Source organism: Ascidiaceihabitans donghaensis (assembly GCF_900302465.1).
GTDB classification, from domain to species: Bacteria; Pseudomonadota; Alphaproteobacteria; order Rhodobacterales; family Rhodobacteraceae; genus Ascidiaceihabitans; species Ascidiaceihabitans donghaensis.
In genome coordinates, this window is the sequence record NZ_OMOR01000001.1 from 1,020,137 (window position 1) to 1,033,932 (window position 13,796).

Here is a 13,796-nt window from a genome sequence, read left to right on the forward strand (position 1 = left end):
TAAACCAGTATGAACGCAGTACGCTGGAACTTTTAGCGGCGACGGTCGCGTCGTGCGCTCATGGGCTGGAATGCGACACCCACGTGAGCTTCGCAGTAGGGTTTACCTTGTTGCACAGGCAGTCCGCAAAACCAAAAATCCTCGGTTGCTGGATCGCCGACAGGCCATTTACATGTCCGTTCCGTCAGTTCCATCAATGTCAGTTTTTTAGCTTTTTTCTCAACAGCGTTCACTTTGGCCAACGCTTCAGGGCTAATTTCGTTTGCTGACGGCTGCGGAGGCAAGGGTTGCCCTGCTGGAATGATTTGCTTGCGTGCCGGCAAATTTGGTTTCGGTGAAGCATCAACCGGTACAGGCTTGATCGCAGGTTCGGTTTTCAATTGCGGTTTTGGATCAGGCTTTGCTTTCGGTGCGGGCTTTGGTTTAGCTTCGGCTTTGGCCGCGCCAGCACTGCCTGCACGATTGGACAGCCCCAAACGGTGCACTTTGCCGATGACGGCATTGCGGGTGACCCCGCCAAGTTCTTTTGCGATCTGGCTGGCCGATTGGCCCTCGCCCCACATCTTTTTCAGCAATTCAACGCGGTCGTCAGTCCAAGACATGCGGCATCCCTAGGTAAAAAGCGGCCCTTGCATGGACCGCTTTGTGATATCATTCAGCGCTCTATTCTAATGGTTCTGGGCGCGGTTACAAGCAGGTCTGCACAAGCTTAAGCTTTGCGCTTTTGTAACTGCGCTTCGCGGACAGCCAAAAGCACCGCGCCAGCCACGATAATGGAGGCTCCCAGCACAGTAACAGCATCTGGAATGACCTTGTAGAACAACGCGTCATACAGTGCTGCGAAAATCAGCGTACCGTAGCTGAATGGCGCAACAAAGCTCGCATCCGCGCGTGCCATGGCATTCACAAAACACGCTTGGGCAATGGCCATGAAGACACCGATCCCGGCCAGGATCGCCCACTGTGTGAGTGTCGGCGCTTGCCAGACGAAAAGAACGGCGACCGTGGAAATTACCACGCCCAAAAGATTGTTGATCCATAAAATCTGCAACGGTGCTTCGCGGCCTGCCAAGCGTTTGATAATAATAAGTTCAAAGCCCAACGCCAATGCGGCCCCCAATGCCAACAAGGCTGCAGGTTGAAAGCTGTCGGGGGTGGGGCGCAGCAAGATCATCGCCCCGACCAACGCAATGGCTGCGGCACTCCACCTGATCGGGCCCACGGATTCCTTGAGCAATGGAATGGCCAGAACCATGCCGAAAACAGGGTTCAAAAAGGAAATAGCCGTTGCGTCAGCCAGCGGGATAAAAGCCACAGAAGCGAACATCAAGCTGACACCGGCCCATCCCATCAAAGTGCGCGTGGCATGCATGCGCCAGCGCACTGGCGTGAACTGGGGGCGAAAGATCCCCACAGCCATAGATATCACGACAAACGCAAACACATAACGACCATGGCTGATCTGCAACGGGTTCATCGCGGTGCCAAATGCATCGGACCCCAAAGCCTTAGCCATCAACGTGGTCGCTGCGATGAATGCAGTGGCAACAACGATCAAGGCGGCGGCAAGCGCTGGATTTTGTGTGCGTGGTTCAAACATGGCGCTGCTATGCGCTTGCGCCTTGGTCAGGGCAAGCGCAATAACTTCGCTATCAGTTGGAAAGGAAGCGGAAAGGGACTGGTCACATCAATTCAGTTCCGTTAAACGGGCCACATGTCAAATTTACGCGCCATAACACTCCGACGACGTCGTACGTTCGCGTAAGCCTTTTTCTATTCTGACATCGCGCCGTTTGTGCGCATCCCTTCACTTCTAAATTATTGACCCTGCGTTGGCGCTGCTGCACACATGCAACTTATGCCAATGCCTTCTATCCAAAGGATGATCCTATGATCGCTTCCGTTTTGCCCACTTATTCCCGCGCTCCTTTGACTTTTGTCAAAGGTGAAGGCACTTGGCTGATCGAGGCGGATGGGCGACGTTTTCTGGATCTTGGCGCAGGAATTGCGGTGAACGCACTGGGGCATGCGCATCCAAAACTAGTTGCGGCTTTGACAGACCAGGCCGGCGCGTTGTGGCACACGTCGAATCTGTACCACATTCCCCAGCAGCAGCAGCTTGCCGATAAGCTTGTCGATAGCACTTTCGCGGACACAGTATTTTTCACCAATTCAGGGACCGAAGCCTGTGAGCTGGCCGTCAAAATGGCACGGAAGTTCTGGTATGACAAAAATGCGCCGCAAAAGGTCGATATCATTACATTTGACGGATCTTTCCACGGCCGCTCGTCTGCAGGCATTGCCGCTGCGGGGTCAGAAAAGATGACCAAGGGATTTGGTCCGCTTTTGCCGGGGTTCACGCATCTGGCTTTTGGCGACCATGATGCGCTGAGCGCGGCCATTACAGAAACGACGGCGGCGATCATGATTGAACCCGTGCAAGGCGAAGGTGGCATTCGTCCTGTGCCGGATCAGTGCCTTAAAGGGCTGCGTGATCTGTGTGATGAACATGGAATCCTGCTGATCTTGGATGAGGTGCAGTGCGGTATCGGGCGGACCGGCAAACTGTTTGCACATGAATGGGCGGGGATCGAACCCGACATTATGATGGTTGCAAAAGGGATCGGGGGCGGGTTTCCATTGGGGGCTGTGCTTGCGACGGAACATGCAGCGTCCGGCATGACGGCCGGCACACACGGATCGACCTATGGGGGTAACCCTTTGGGGTGCGCTGTCGGGTGCGCTGTTCTTGACGAAGTGAACACACCTGAGTTCTTGGCCGAGGTGAACCGTAAGTCTGGACTGCTGCGCCAAAAGCTCGAAGGTTTGGTCGCCGATAACCCTGATGTCTTTGAAAGCGTGCGTGGCGCAGGCCTTATGATCGGAATTAAGTGCAAAGCGTTAAACATGGACATTGTGAATGCGGGGTATGACACGCAGGTGATCACGGTGCCCGCGGCTGACAATGTCATTCGACTACTGCCGCCATTGACGATCACGGATGACGAGATTGCGGATGCTATTGCCCGGCTTGATCAAGCCGCAAAGGCAGTGTCGGCCTGATTTTCTTTTCGCCCAAAATATCCCGGGGGTCCGGGGGCTGCGCCCCCGGGTAATCCCTAGCCAATAGAGACAAGTTATGAACCATTTTTTAGACATCCATAAAACCGAACCTGCTGATCTACGCAGGATCATTGATCAAGCAGGTGCGATGAAAAACGCCCGAATTGGCCTGCCCAAAGCAACGCTTGATGCAGAACAGCCATTGGCGGGACACATGGTTGCGCTGATTTTCGAAAAGCCGTCAACACGCACACGGGTCAGCTTTGATGTCGGTGTGCGCCAGATGGGGGGCGAAACGATGGTGCTGTCTGGGGCAGACATGCAGCTGGGGCACGGCGAGACTATCGCGGACACAGCCCGTGTTTTGTCGCGCTACGTCGATTTGATAATGATCAGAACATTTGACGAAACGGTTTTGCTGGAAATGGCGGAATATGCGGATGTACCGGTGATCAACGGCCTGACGGATCGGACACATCCGTGTCAGATTATGGCAGATGTGATGACGTTTGAAGAGCATCGCGGACCGATAAAGGGCAAGAAGGTGGTGTGGTGTGGCGATGGCAACAACGTATGTGCATCGTTTCTGCATGCAGCTGCACAGTTCCAGTTTGATTTGACATTTACAGGGCCACGGCAATTGGACCCGGAAGACGAATTCATGGGGTTGGCGCGAAAGGCCGGCAGCCGGATCAATATTGAACGTGATCCGGATAAAGCCGTCGAAGGTGCTGATCTTGTGATCGCAGACACTTGGGTGTCGATGCATGACAGTCAATCCACCAAAGAACGCCGCCACAATATGTTGCGTCCATATCAGGTGAATGAGGCGCTAATGAGACAGGCCAAGCCGGACGCTTTGTTCATGCATTGCTTGCCCGCGCACCGCGAAGAGGAAGTGACGTCTGCTGTGATGGACGGCCCGCAATCGGTTATTTTCGATGAGGCAGAGAACCGTTTGCATGCTCAAAAGGCGATCATGAGACATTGCCTCGGACGATAGTTGGTTTGGGGCTAGCCTAATCAAAGCACGACAACGGCACCTCGAAGTTCAGACTTCGGGGTGTTTTTCTTTTGTAGAGAGTAAGCAATAAAACCTAGGCGAAATATTACCTGATAAAAAAAGTCGGATTGACAATTCTGATTGAATCACTCAAGAATAGATCCAAGTTCTAGCCACCCCCAATCTGATGCGGGGAAGCCCGAACATCTCATGATGCAAGGACTTCCAGAATGTCAGATTTTAAAGACCAATTGATAGATTTCGACTTGGGGGATCGCTCGGCAAGCCGGTTTCAAACTTTGGGCAGGTGCGAACTTGGTGAACTGACATGTTCGTCGGGTGATACTGCAGGCATTGGCCTTGAAGTGATGCTCGACATGTGTGCGCAGACTGGATTCACGCGCGCCCACAATGGAGTGCCGGGCACAAATGTAACCGCAGAACACATGCGAGGGGCCGCATCATGAGCTTTCACCACCCCAAAGAGATGATGAACCCTTTGCCAGATACGCGGCCCACCTACGCCGCTGAGGATCTGACCAAAGGCAGTGACCAAGCCTATATTGTTTTGGGAACTCAGACATATACCTTGCGCATCACGCGTGCTGGTAAGTTGATTTTGACAAAATGACCCATGTGCATGCCCCGCGCGGTGGAGCGCCTGTCGGATTCATTACAGAACTGGACGGGGTCGAAGCCGCTTCAGTCATCTATTTGCGCCTTTGGTCTGACGGCCCGAAGGGAAAGCATGCAGTTCGGCAAGATTTTGAAAACAGCCTCGGCAAAATGCGCGGTCAAAAGGCGCTGGCTTCGTTTGAAGACTTGTATGGGTTATGTGCCCTGCATGGTCGCCGTCCGTTGATGCGTCATGCTGTAAATTGCAAATGTGTTGGTGCAGACGAAGCCTGCTTTGCCAATTTCATTGCAGCCGCCGCAACCGGGCAGCGCGAAGACGCCATGATGATAGCCACACTGCTTGTGCGCCCTGATTTTGCGCCAGTGATTACGGGCTTGGCGCGAGATTTCGGGCTGACGTTGATGCGCATGAACGTTCACGCTCCGCAAACGATGACCTCCGCTTCCAAAGGGCAACCGCGCTCGGACCTGCCAGCGCAACAACCCGTCACACTACACTGACACAAAAGACGACTTTGCAAACATTCGTTGTCCCCCCTTCAGGTGCAGCGACATTGCCGGTGTCTTTCAACTTCCTTCACCCCACCTAACATCGCCCTGACGGACTTTCGGGGCGATGTTCCAAACCTGCAAAGAAAATACGATGAAAACGACACTAATCTTTTTAACGGCCTCTGCCGCAACCTTGTCATTGGCGACCTCGGTTTTGGCACAAGACACAGGTTTCGAATGGGAGGGAGAGATAGAAATCGGTGTGGACAGTACAGTCAGCGCGGATGATCCTGCGGCGGAAATCACAGATACCTATGTATCTGCTGAACTGGAATTCGAGGCGGCCATAGCGGCACATTTCAGCGTGTTTGGCGGGTTGACGCTAGAATCCGTTCTAGATGCGACAGATGACCGGACATTTGATGATTTGGGGCTGTATTTCAGCACCTTAGGTTTGCGGTACACATTTGACGACACTCAGATCTCTGTTGGTAAAATTGCGCCTGTTTTCGCCCGTGCCTGGGATGAGGCGCCCGGCTTTTATGGCACGACGTTGGCTGAAGATTATGAACTGAGCGAAATGATTGGTATGTCTCTTGATACCGCGCTTGGAGGCGGAACATTATCTTTGGCCGTATTCTACGCTGACGACACGGGCCTGTCGAATAGCATCGGAACCAAACGCGGACGTAACAGCACGGCGAATGGCGGGGTTGGAAACACGGGAAAGCTTAACAACTTTGCGGTGCAATATTCACAAGAATTTGGTGACACTTCGGCCTGGGTCGGTGCGCGTCATTTGTCTGCGGGCACGGGGGATGTGTCTGATGAAACAGGGGTCGTGGTTGGTGCATCACACAGCTTTTCAAGCGGCTGGGATGTTATCGGCGAAGTGTCTTATTTTGACGGGGTAGGCGGCACGGATGACAGTGCGACGTATGTAACTGCGGGGGCGGCTTACGGTCTTGAAGACTGGACATTTTCCGCTGCAGCGACAGTTGTGAATCATTCCAACGCATCCAATGACAGCCTGATCACACTGGGTGTTGACCGTGCGCTGACAGAGACAATCGAAGTCGGGTTTGGTGTCGCGCGCTTTGACGTAGGGGGCGAAAAATCAACCTCGGTAGGGCTGTCCGCAGTCATGTCTTTTTGAATACACCCATCCGCCCGTGCCTTTTTGAGGGTGCGGGCCAAGGGGTTGTGAACGCCTAGGATAACCTCCATCGTTGGTCTCAGGAAACGGGATCGGGTTGGGTGCAACATATGAAAATTGTAGTGGCAGGTGCGGGAAGTATCGGGTGTTTTGTTGGCGGTGCTTTGGTGCAGGCCGGTCATAAGGTCGCTTTTCTTGCCCGCCCTCGTATCGCTGAAGCTGTGGCCAATAGCGGTCTGACGCTGACGGACTTTGCAGGGCTAAATACAACTTTACGCGATCTTGACTTTCAGACTGACCCAAGTGTTTTGGAAGACGCAGACATTATTTTGGTTACGGTGAAGTCTGCTGCAACCGAAAGCATGGCACAATTGATCGCGCAGCACGCACCAAAGGCTGCGGTGTTTAGTTTGCAAAACGGGGTGACCAATGTCGCGGCTTTGCGCAAGCATTTACCAAGGCAAAAGGTCTTTGCGACGATGGTGCCATTCAATGTCGTTCCAGCAGGTAAAGCCACATTCCACCGTGGCACTTCGGGCGATATTCTGGTGCAATCGGGGGCGGATCATGCGCTGTCCTCAGCGCATTTGGTCTGGCAATCCGTCGATAACATCGAGGCCGTGCAATGGGGCAAGTTGTTGATCAATCTGGGCAATGCGATAAACGCCTTGTCTGATTTGCCCCTGTTGAACATGCTGCACATGCGGGCATGGCGCCGCTTGATGGCAGACCAGATGGCCGAGGCTTTGCGCGTGCTGAAAGCGCACGGGATTGCTCCTGCCAAGACAACTGCCGCCCCTGTGAAGCTGCTCCCACATATTCTGCGGTTGCCCAGCCCGCTGTTCAGAAAAATTGCGGCACAGATGTTAACGATAGACCCCAAAGCACGGTCATCTATGTGGGACGACCTGACACAGCGACGCAAAACGGAAGTTGATGCGTTGCAAGGCTTGATCGTCGAGATGGGGCAACACGCGGGCATTGCGACGCCGATCAACGCAGCCTTGCACGCGCTGATCAAAGACGCGGAAGCTGAAGGCGCTGGCCCTCCCGGTCTTTTGGCGCAAAGCATACGCGCACGTATCGCGTCCCCTTGAACCTTTAGACATGTCCTGTCACCGTGGGGCAAAGACAAAGGGCAAAACATGGCAAAAGCAGACATCGGCGTTTACGGATTGGGCACCATGGGCAGCGCTTTGGCGCTTAATCTGGCGGACAACGGGTTCCAAGTCGCAGTGACCAACCGGGAAACCGATTGGATCGAAAGCTTTGTGGCAGAAGCGCAGGACTTGCAGGGAAACCTTGTCGCTAAACACGATTTACAAGACTTCGTAGACGCCATTCAAACGCCGCGCACAATCCTGTTTATGATCCCGTCCGGCGCACCTATGGATGCGATGATTGAAACAATTTCACCTCTGCTAAGCGAAGGTGACACGATCATTGATGGCGGAAATGCCGATTTCAATGAAACCATCCGACGCTCCAAGACCTTTGCCGGAACCGGGTTGCATTTTGTTGGGATGGGCGTGTCCGGAGGCGAGAAAGGTGCGCGTTTCGGGCCTTCAATGATGGTCGGCGGGACGGATCATTCATGGTCGCAATTGCGGCCGATGGCCGAAGCGATTGCGGCCAAATTTGAAGGGAACCCCTGTGTTGCGCATTTGGGCCCGGACGGTGCAGGGCATTTTGTGAAAACTGTGCACAACGGCATCGAATACGCAGATATGCAAATGATTGCAGAGATTTACGGCATGTTGCGCGATCAAGGGGGGCAAGATGCAGCAGCTATTGGCGCTGTCTTCGGGGATTGGAACACCGGCCCGTTGCAGTCTTATCTGATAGAAGCGTCATCAGCGGCGTTGCACGCCATAGATGAGAAGACCAAGCAGCCGGTCGTGGATGTCATTCTGGACAAGGCCGGATCAAAAGGCACTGGACGCTGGACGCTAATTGAGGCGCTGAAACTTGGTCAATCAGCATCTACAATCGAAGCTGCAATGGGCGCACGTTCCTGGTCATCTGAAAAGGAAATGCGCAGTGAGGCAGAGACGCTTTTGGCCGAAACGACGCAAGCTGCATCTGTACCTAGCCTGTCCGATTTGCACGACGCGATGCAGGCAGGCCGCATCTTGGGGCATGCGCAGGGCTTCAGAGTTCTGCAAGCTGCGTCCGACGCATTCGAATGGGCGTTGGACATGTCAAAGATCGCGGAAATCTGGCGTGCCGGTTGCATTATACGGTCAGCTTTGCTGGACGAGCTTATGGATGCCTTTCAAAACGGCTTGCCCCATGGGCATCTGATATTGGCGCCAGCGATGCGCGAAACGTTGGCCAAAACCGTCCCTGCTTTGCGCCGCGTCGTGGCGGCTGCAGCGCTGTCGGGGCAGCCCATGCCTGCCCTGTCTGCGGCACTTGTCTGGTATGACACGATGGCTTTGGGGCGCGGAACAGCCAATATGATTCAGGCGCAGCGGGACTTCTTTGGTCATCACGGATTTGCGCGTATCGACGCGACGGGCAAGCACCACGGAGACTGGGGTGAAGCTTAAAGCCCTATGAACGAACAGCCGAAAGAATGAACGAACCGCCGCACTGCGCCGGCTACTTTTTTCGATTGGCCCGCAAGGTTGGGTCCGCTTGCGTCGGATCCTCAGGCCAGGGGTGTTTCGGGTACTGCGCACGCATGTCTTTGCGCACGTCGCTATAGGATCCGGTCCAGAACCCCGGCAAATCGGTTGTCACTTGAATAGGGCGTTGGGCAGGCGACAAAAGCGTCACTTGCAACGGATGACCGCCGACAACCGGATGGCGGGTCACGCCAAAGACCTCTTGCAACCGCAACGAAATTTTTGGCTGAGCGTCTGAATAGTCAATCGGGATATTGCGATTCAATGGTGTGGTGAATTGCCCGGGAACTGCCCTGTCCAAAGCTTGCGTTTGTCCCCAGTCCAATCGCGCTTTCAGGGCAGGGGTGATGTCGAAGGCTTTCCAGTCTGCGGTGGTTTTAACCCCGTTCAGATGGGGCAACAGCCAGTCCTCCAAGGTTTCCAACAAGTGATCTTCGCAAAAATCGGGAAAATCGGCATTTACACCCTTCATCAAGAGACAGCGTGCAATAAACCGCTTTGCTTTTGCGTTTGTGCGCAATCCCAATTGTTTGACACCGTCCAACATGGCCCGCGCGATGTCGTCGGGCGGCGCATCGCCCCATGCACGGTCTTCAAGCACCAAAGAACCAAACCGTTCTTGTTGCCGTGTCAGAACGCGGCCGTCTCTACGCGACCAGACGCAAGCGTTTTCCCAAGCAATCTGTTTGTGGAAAAGACGCCTAAGGTCATGATCCGCCAGGGCAACGGCCTGACGTATTTTTGCCTCACGCGGGTCGCCATCAAGATCGGTGGCCACAATCAAGCGGTGATTGCCCAAACCATCGCCCTCTGGACAGATGGCACCTTTGCCGCCCGACAGGACAAAGCGGGGCGCGTCGCCTTTTCGGCGCAGTCCGATGCGGTCCGGATAGGCCAGTGCAGCCATTTCTCCCAATGACATATCCGGTGCGTTTTTTGCATTTTTCCTAAGACGCTTTGCTTCTTGTTTGACCCGTTCAAGGGCGCCGCGGTTGACGGCATTTCCAAACCTGTTCGCGTCGCGCAGGGCCTGTGTCCGGTGCGTCAAATCGACAGAAACGCCGCGCAAAATATCACGTTCTGATAATAATGCAGCAAGTTCAGCGGCTTGGGCCCCTGCACGGACCAACATATGGGCCAAGCGAGGGTGCAAAGGGAACTGCGCCAATGCATGGCCGTGATCGGTGATCCGCCCCTTTGCATCAAGGGCCTGAAGCATTTTCAAAACGGCCTGCGCCTCTTGGAGGCGCCCTTCGTGTGGGGGGGTGACAAAGGCCAGATCCTGCGGGTGCGCCCCCCATACGGCCAATTCCAAGGCAAAGGCTGTTAAATCGCCTGCTTCAATTTCGGCGGGGGGGTATGCGGCCAAAGCCCCGTCTTCGCCCTTTGTCCAAACCTTGTAACAATCCCCTGGTTTTACACGCCCTGCACGGCCTGCGCGCTGTGTGGCTTCGGCGCGTGTGACGCGTTCTGTGACCAGTCGGGACATGCCGCTTGGCGGATCAAACCGGGCGCGGCGTGACCGCCCACCGTCGACTACAACGGTGATGTCCGGAATGGTGAGCGACGTTTCCGCAATGGATGTGGCCAGAACGATCTTACGCCCCGTTGTGGCTGGCGCAATGGCGCGGCGCTGTGCGGCAAAATCCATCGCGCCAAACAAGGGTGCGATCGTGCAGTCTGACGGCACTTGATCACCGAGTAAGCCGTTCACCCGCCGGATTTCACCTTCACCGGGTAGGAACACCAGAACGGACCCATTGGTTTCGGACAAAGCCTGATGCACTTGGCCCGCCACACTGTCTTCAAATCGTTGGCGTGCCGGCGCAGGCCGGTCCATCCAGTGGGGGGTGACGTCAAATGACCGCCCTTCAGAGGTGACAATCGGTGCGTTCATCACCTGCGCTATGGGGTCTGCGTCAAGGGTCGCGGACATTGCCACCAGCAAAAGATCGTCGCGCAGCGCCCCTGCGACCTCAAGACATAAGGCCAATCCAAGATCGGCGTTCAGAGATCGTTCGTGGAATTCATCGAAAATCACGGCTCCGATGCCGGGAAGGTCTGCATTGTCTTGCAACATGCGTGTCAGGATGCCTTCGGTGACAACTTCGATGCGGGTGTCTGAGCCGACTTTCGCTTCGCCGCGGATGCGGTACCCGACGGTTGCCCCCAGCTTTTCCCCAAGCGTATGCGCCATGCGTTCGGCTGCTGCGCGTGCGGCAAGGCGTCGGGGTTCAAGCATCAGGATTTTGCCCTGCGTCACTTGCGCTTTGAGCATTGCCAAAGGAATGCGGGTCGTTTTGCCTGCTCCGGGCGGGGCCTGCAGCACGACCCGGCCTTGGCTGCGCAAGGCGTCTATGACCTGGGGCGTCACCGCATCAATGGGTAAGGTATGATCCATGTCTTCGCTTATCGCCGATTGGGGCGCAGAGGCTAGACTTTTTGCGTGCCCTCGCCCAAAACCGTCGCAATTGAGGGGGTGCCTATGGATATCGCAGATCTGGCGGAACGGATTTCTAAGGGTGAGCGTCGCGGATTGGCGCGCGGTATCACGCTGGTCGAAAGTGCACGGGCTGATCACCGTGTCATGGCCACGGAATTATTGAGCCTGTTGCCACAAGAACGCCGTGCGTTGCGTATCGGATTGTCCGGCACTCCCGGGGTGGGTAAATCCACTTTCATCGAGAGTTTTGGTATGATGCTGACGGCGGCAGGCTTGCGTGTTGCCGTGTTGGCCGTTGATCCGTCTTCTGCCCGTTCCGGTGGGTCGATCCTTGGTGACAAGACCCGCATGGACCGGCTAAGCCGCGATCCCCTTGCATTTATTCGCCCCTCCCCCAGTCAGACCCATTTGGGCGGTGTGGCCCGTCGCACCCGTGAGGCTGTAGCATTGTGCGAAGGGGCGGGTTTTGATGTTGTCTTGATTGAAACGGTTGGGGTTGGTCAATCTGAGACTGTTGTGGCGCAGATGTCGGATTTGTTCTTGTTGCTGCTGGCCCCTGCAGGTGGTGACGAATTGCAGGGCGTCAAACGCGGCATCATGGAGATGGCGGATCTGATTTTGGTCAACAAGGCCGATGGCGATTTGAAACCCGCTGCCATGCGTACCCGTGCCGATTACGCCGGAGCTTTGCGTTTGTTGCGCAAACGCCCTCAGGATCCCGAGGGCTTCCCGCAAGCTATGACTGTTTCAGCACTGGAAGAAGCGGGCTTGCAGGACGCTTGGGCCACCATGCAAGAGTTACATGATTGGCGCAAAGAGCATGGTCATTTTGACCGTGCCCGGTCCCTTCAAGCCCAGTACTGGTTCGAACAGGATGTCCGTGCCGCTTTGTTGGCCCAGCTGGAGGCGCCTGTTGCCAAGGCTGCCATGAAAGATCTGGGCCGCGCTGTGACCCAGGGACGTATGGATCCGGCTGTCGCTGCGCAGCAAATGTTGCACATGTTGGGTCGTAGTTGAGAGGGCTTAGGGAAAAAGGGGCTCTGCCCCCGGCCCTTGGCCGGATATTTATGATCTATGGGGCTCTGCCCCCGGCCTTTGGCCACCCCCGAAGTATTTGCCGCGAAAGGAAAGACTAGGTGTGCAGTGACAGCACATGTCCTTTTGAGGGATCGATGTTGCCCTTCAACATTTGCAAATATGTGTTTTGCACTGCTTGTGCGCCTGATCCGTTTTCGATCTGCATCCAATTTGCCGCCGCCCCGAAAAAGGCAGCTGAAGCCTTGCCCGCTTTTTTCTGAAATCCAGCTGGCGTCCAGTCCTTAATTCTGTCCTGTGCATAGGTTGGGGCGAAGAAAAATGCAGGCTTTGGCCCGCCTGCCAATCCGTCCACAAAATTCGACGTGTTTTGCCAATGTGTCAGCCCGACGCGGCACGAATTCATGAGGTTTGTGTCAAAGTGTTTGTGCACGTCACGCAATGTGTCGGCGTTCCCTGCCATATCCACAAACGCGGTTTTTTCTTGTGGCAGGCTCGCCACGTCGTTGTATGTGACGACTTTGTCGTAGATGCCCAAGTTTTGTGTAAAGGCAACATTGCGTGGGCTGGTCAGTCCGACAATCGTCAGTCCGCTTGGCTTTTCTTGAGCCATCAAAAACGCCATTCCCAACGCCGTTTTGCTGGACGCGCTGGACAGCACCAGTTGTGTGGCGCCGAAACAGTCATTGGAGCGGTGGTAGTCATCCAGCAAGAACGACGTGGTAAACAGGGGGCGCAACAAGCTGATGATCCCTTCGTGTTGTGGCGCATATGCGGGGTCTGCGTCGGCGAAGCTGTATTGGTTGTAAATGGCCGCCATCGGTTGCCGGTGCTCTGCGGTGTCCAGCATTCCGAAATCTGTGACTTTATCCGGGCGGATCATCAGGTGTGTGGACATGGGCAGGTAGCCATAGACGCGCTTACCAACAGGAACCTGAGGGTGGGCCGATGCGACGACTTCGGCATAGCCCCAGACAGGTACGCGCCCGTGGTCGGCTTTTGGGGTCGGGAAAAAGTTCCAATACCCGATGCTTTCAGGCGCCACAGCGTAGGTGATATTATTGGCGGTGAGTGAAAAACAATCTACGCGCAGCAGGCATTCGCCATCCCGAGGCGTGTCAGGGAACGTGACTGGCACCACCTGAGTGTCGCTGAGATCTTTGCGGTTGACGATGAGGTCCTGGCCGGCGATCGACATTATTGTTATCCTTGGTATGGGGCATTTTACATGGGTTGTGGCAGCTTGAACCGGGCAGGTCTGCGTTGGCAAGACGCGCTGCCGCGTGACGTTGGGGCGAATGCAGTGTAAAACAAGGCTGGAAAGTGGGCGAACCTGCT

13 protein-coding genes are annotated in these 13,796 nt (G+C 55.3%); 9 read left to right on the plus strand and 4 right to left on the minus strand.

What is annotated here, in order from left to right; translation table 11 throughout:
* Positions 1 to 32: 32 nt before the first annotated feature.
* Together ASD8599_RS05080 and ASD8599_RS05085 are read right to left on the minus strand one after the other, a co-directional pair.
* The gene (locus ASD8599_RS05080) at positions 33 to 602 is read right to left on the minus strand and encodes a GcrA family cell cycle regulator (RefSeq protein WP_108827530.1); all 570 of its coding nucleotides are present in this window, start codon (positions 600 to 602) and stop codon (positions 33 to 35) included.
* A 107-nt stretch (positions 603 to 709) separates the two neighbouring features.
* Positions 710 to 1,600: a DMT family transporter gene (locus ASD8599_RS05085; protein WP_108827531.1), complete on the minus strand. Its 891-nt coding sequence runs from the start codon at positions 1,598 to 1,600 to the stop codon at positions 710 to 712.
* A gap of 290 nt (positions 1,601 to 1,890) precedes the next feature.
* Here ASD8599_RS05085 and ASD8599_RS05090 point away from each other — a divergent pair, with 290 nt between their 5' ends.
* From ASD8599_RS05090 to gndA, 8 genes are all read left to right on the plus strand, one after another.
* Positions 1,891 to 3,063 carry an aspartate aminotransferase family protein gene (locus ASD8599_RS05090; protein WP_108827532.1) on the plus strand — a complete coding sequence of 391 codons (1,173 nt, stop codon included), beginning with the start codon at positions 1,891 to 1,893 and terminating at the stop codon, positions 3,061 to 3,063.
* A 76-nt stretch (positions 3,064 to 3,139) separates the two neighbouring features.
* Positions 3,140 to 4,066, plus strand: a complete 927-nt coding sequence (gene argF / locus ASD8599_RS05095; RefSeq protein ID WP_108827533.1) for an ornithine carbamoyltransferase — start codon at positions 3,140 to 3,142, stop codon at positions 4,064 to 4,066.
* Positions 4,067 to 4,296: 230 nt separating this feature from the next.
* Positions 4,297 to 4,533 carry a hypothetical protein gene (locus ASD8599_RS05100; protein ID WP_108827534.1) on the plus strand — a complete coding sequence of 79 codons (237 nt, stop codon included), beginning with the start codon at positions 4,297 to 4,299 and terminating at the stop codon, positions 4,531 to 4,533.
* On the plus strand, positions 4,530 to 4,697 hold the full coding sequence (hemP, locus tag ASD8599_RS05105) for a hemin uptake protein HemP (protein ID WP_108827535.1): 168 nt from the start codon (positions 4,530 to 4,532) through the stop codon (positions 4,695 to 4,697). Before ASD8599_RS05100 ends, hemP begins: the two co-directional genes overlap by 4 nt.
* Positions 4,694 to 5,203, plus strand: a complete 510-nt coding sequence (locus tag ASD8599_RS05110) for a hypothetical protein (RefSeq protein ID WP_108827536.1) — start codon at positions 4,694 to 4,696, stop codon at positions 5,201 to 5,203. Before hemP ends, ASD8599_RS05110 begins: the two co-directional genes overlap by 4 nt.
* A 142-nt stretch (positions 5,204 to 5,345) precedes the next feature.
* Positions 5,346 to 6,350: a porin gene (locus ASD8599_RS05115; RefSeq protein WP_108830016.1), complete on the plus strand. Its 1,005-nt coding sequence runs from the start codon at positions 5,346 to 5,348 to the stop codon at positions 6,348 to 6,350.
* Between the two features lie 110 nt (positions 6,351 to 6,460).
* Entirely contained in the window at positions 6,461 to 7,447 is a 987-nt protein-coding gene (locus tag ASD8599_RS05120) for a 2-dehydropantoate 2-reductase (RefSeq protein WP_108827537.1), read from the plus strand.
* A 48-nt stretch (positions 7,448 to 7,495) separates the two neighbouring features.
* Positions 7,496 to 8,902 (plus strand): NADP-dependent phosphogluconate dehydrogenase, encoded by a 1,407-nt coding sequence (gene gndA / locus ASD8599_RS05125; RefSeq protein ID WP_108827538.1) that lies wholly within the window; start codon positions 7,496 to 7,498, stop codon positions 8,900 to 8,902.
* A 52-nt stretch (positions 8,903 to 8,954) separates the two neighbouring features.
* Here gndA and hrpB read toward each other — a convergent pair whose 3' ends face one another.
* Complete coding sequence (gene hrpB, locus ASD8599_RS05130) at positions 8,955 to 11,381, minus strand: ATP-dependent helicase HrpB (protein ID WP_108827539.1); 2,427 nt, start codon at positions 11,379 to 11,381, stop codon at positions 8,955 to 8,957.
* 84 nt (positions 11,382 to 11,465) lie between these two features.
* Here hrpB and meaB point away from each other — a divergent pair, with 84 nt between their 5' ends.
* On the plus strand, positions 11,466 to 12,440 hold the full coding sequence (gene meaB, locus ASD8599_RS05135; protein WP_108827540.1) for a methylmalonyl Co-A mutase-associated GTPase MeaB: 975 nt from the start codon (positions 11,466 to 11,468) through the stop codon (positions 12,438 to 12,440).
* Positions 12,441 to 12,555: 115 nt separating this feature from the next.
* Here meaB and ASD8599_RS05140 read toward each other — a convergent pair whose 3' ends face one another.
* Positions 12,556 to 13,656, minus strand: coding sequence for a DUF2855 family protein (locus ASD8599_RS05140; protein WP_108827541.1), 1,101 nt, complete (start codon positions 13,654 to 13,656; stop codon positions 12,556 to 12,558).
* Between the last annotated feature and the right edge of the window lie 140 nt (positions 13,657 to 13,796).

Bases quoted from the DNA above. Each gene is read 5' to 3' on its own strand.
- ASD8599_RS05090 (WP_108827532.1), top strand. From the start codon at position 1,891: ATGATCGCTTCCGTTTTGCCCACTTATTCCCGCGCTCCTTTGACTTTT.
- ASD8599_RS05140 (WP_108827541.1), bottom strand. From the start codon at position 13,656: ATGTCGATCGCCGGCCAGGACCTCATCGTCAACCGCAAAGATCTCAGC.
- ASD8599_RS05085 (WP_108827531.1), bottom strand. From the start codon at position 1,600: ATGTTTGAACCACGCACACAAAATCCAGCGCTTGCCGCCGCCTTGATC.
- ASD8599_RS05100 (WP_108827534.1), top strand. From the start codon at position 4,297: ATGTCAGATTTTAAAGACCAATTGATAGATTTCGACTTGGGGGATCGC.
- hrpB (WP_108827539.1), bottom strand. From the start codon at position 11,381: ATGGATCATACCTTACCCATTGATGCGGTGACGCCCCAGGTCATAGAC.
- ASD8599_RS05080 (WP_108827530.1), bottom strand. From the start codon at position 602: ATGTCTTGGACTGACGACCGCGTTGAATTGCTGAAAAAGATGTGGGGC.
- argF (WP_108827533.1), top strand. From the start codon at position 3,140: ATGAACCATTTTTTAGACATCCATAAAACCGAACCTGCTGATCTACGC.
- gndA (WP_108827538.1), top strand. From the start codon at position 7,496: ATGGCAAAAGCAGACATCGGCGTTTACGGATTGGGCACCATGGGCAGC.
- ASD8599_RS05120 (WP_108827537.1), top strand. From the start codon at position 6,461: ATGAAAATTGTAGTGGCAGGTGCGGGAAGTATCGGGTGTTTTGTTGGC.
- hemP (WP_108827535.1), top strand. From the start codon at position 4,530: ATGAGCTTTCACCACCCCAAAGAGATGATGAACCCTTTGCCAGATACG.
- ASD8599_RS05110 (WP_108827536.1), top strand. From the start codon at position 4,694: ATGACCCATGTGCATGCCCCGCGCGGTGGAGCGCCTGTCGGATTCATT.
- ASD8599_RS05115 (WP_108830016.1), top strand. From the start codon at position 5,346: ATGAAAACGACACTAATCTTTTTAACGGCCTCTGCCGCAACCTTGTCA.
- meaB (WP_108827540.1), top strand. From the start codon at position 11,466: ATGGATATCGCAGATCTGGCGGAACGGATTTCTAAGGGTGAGCGTCGC.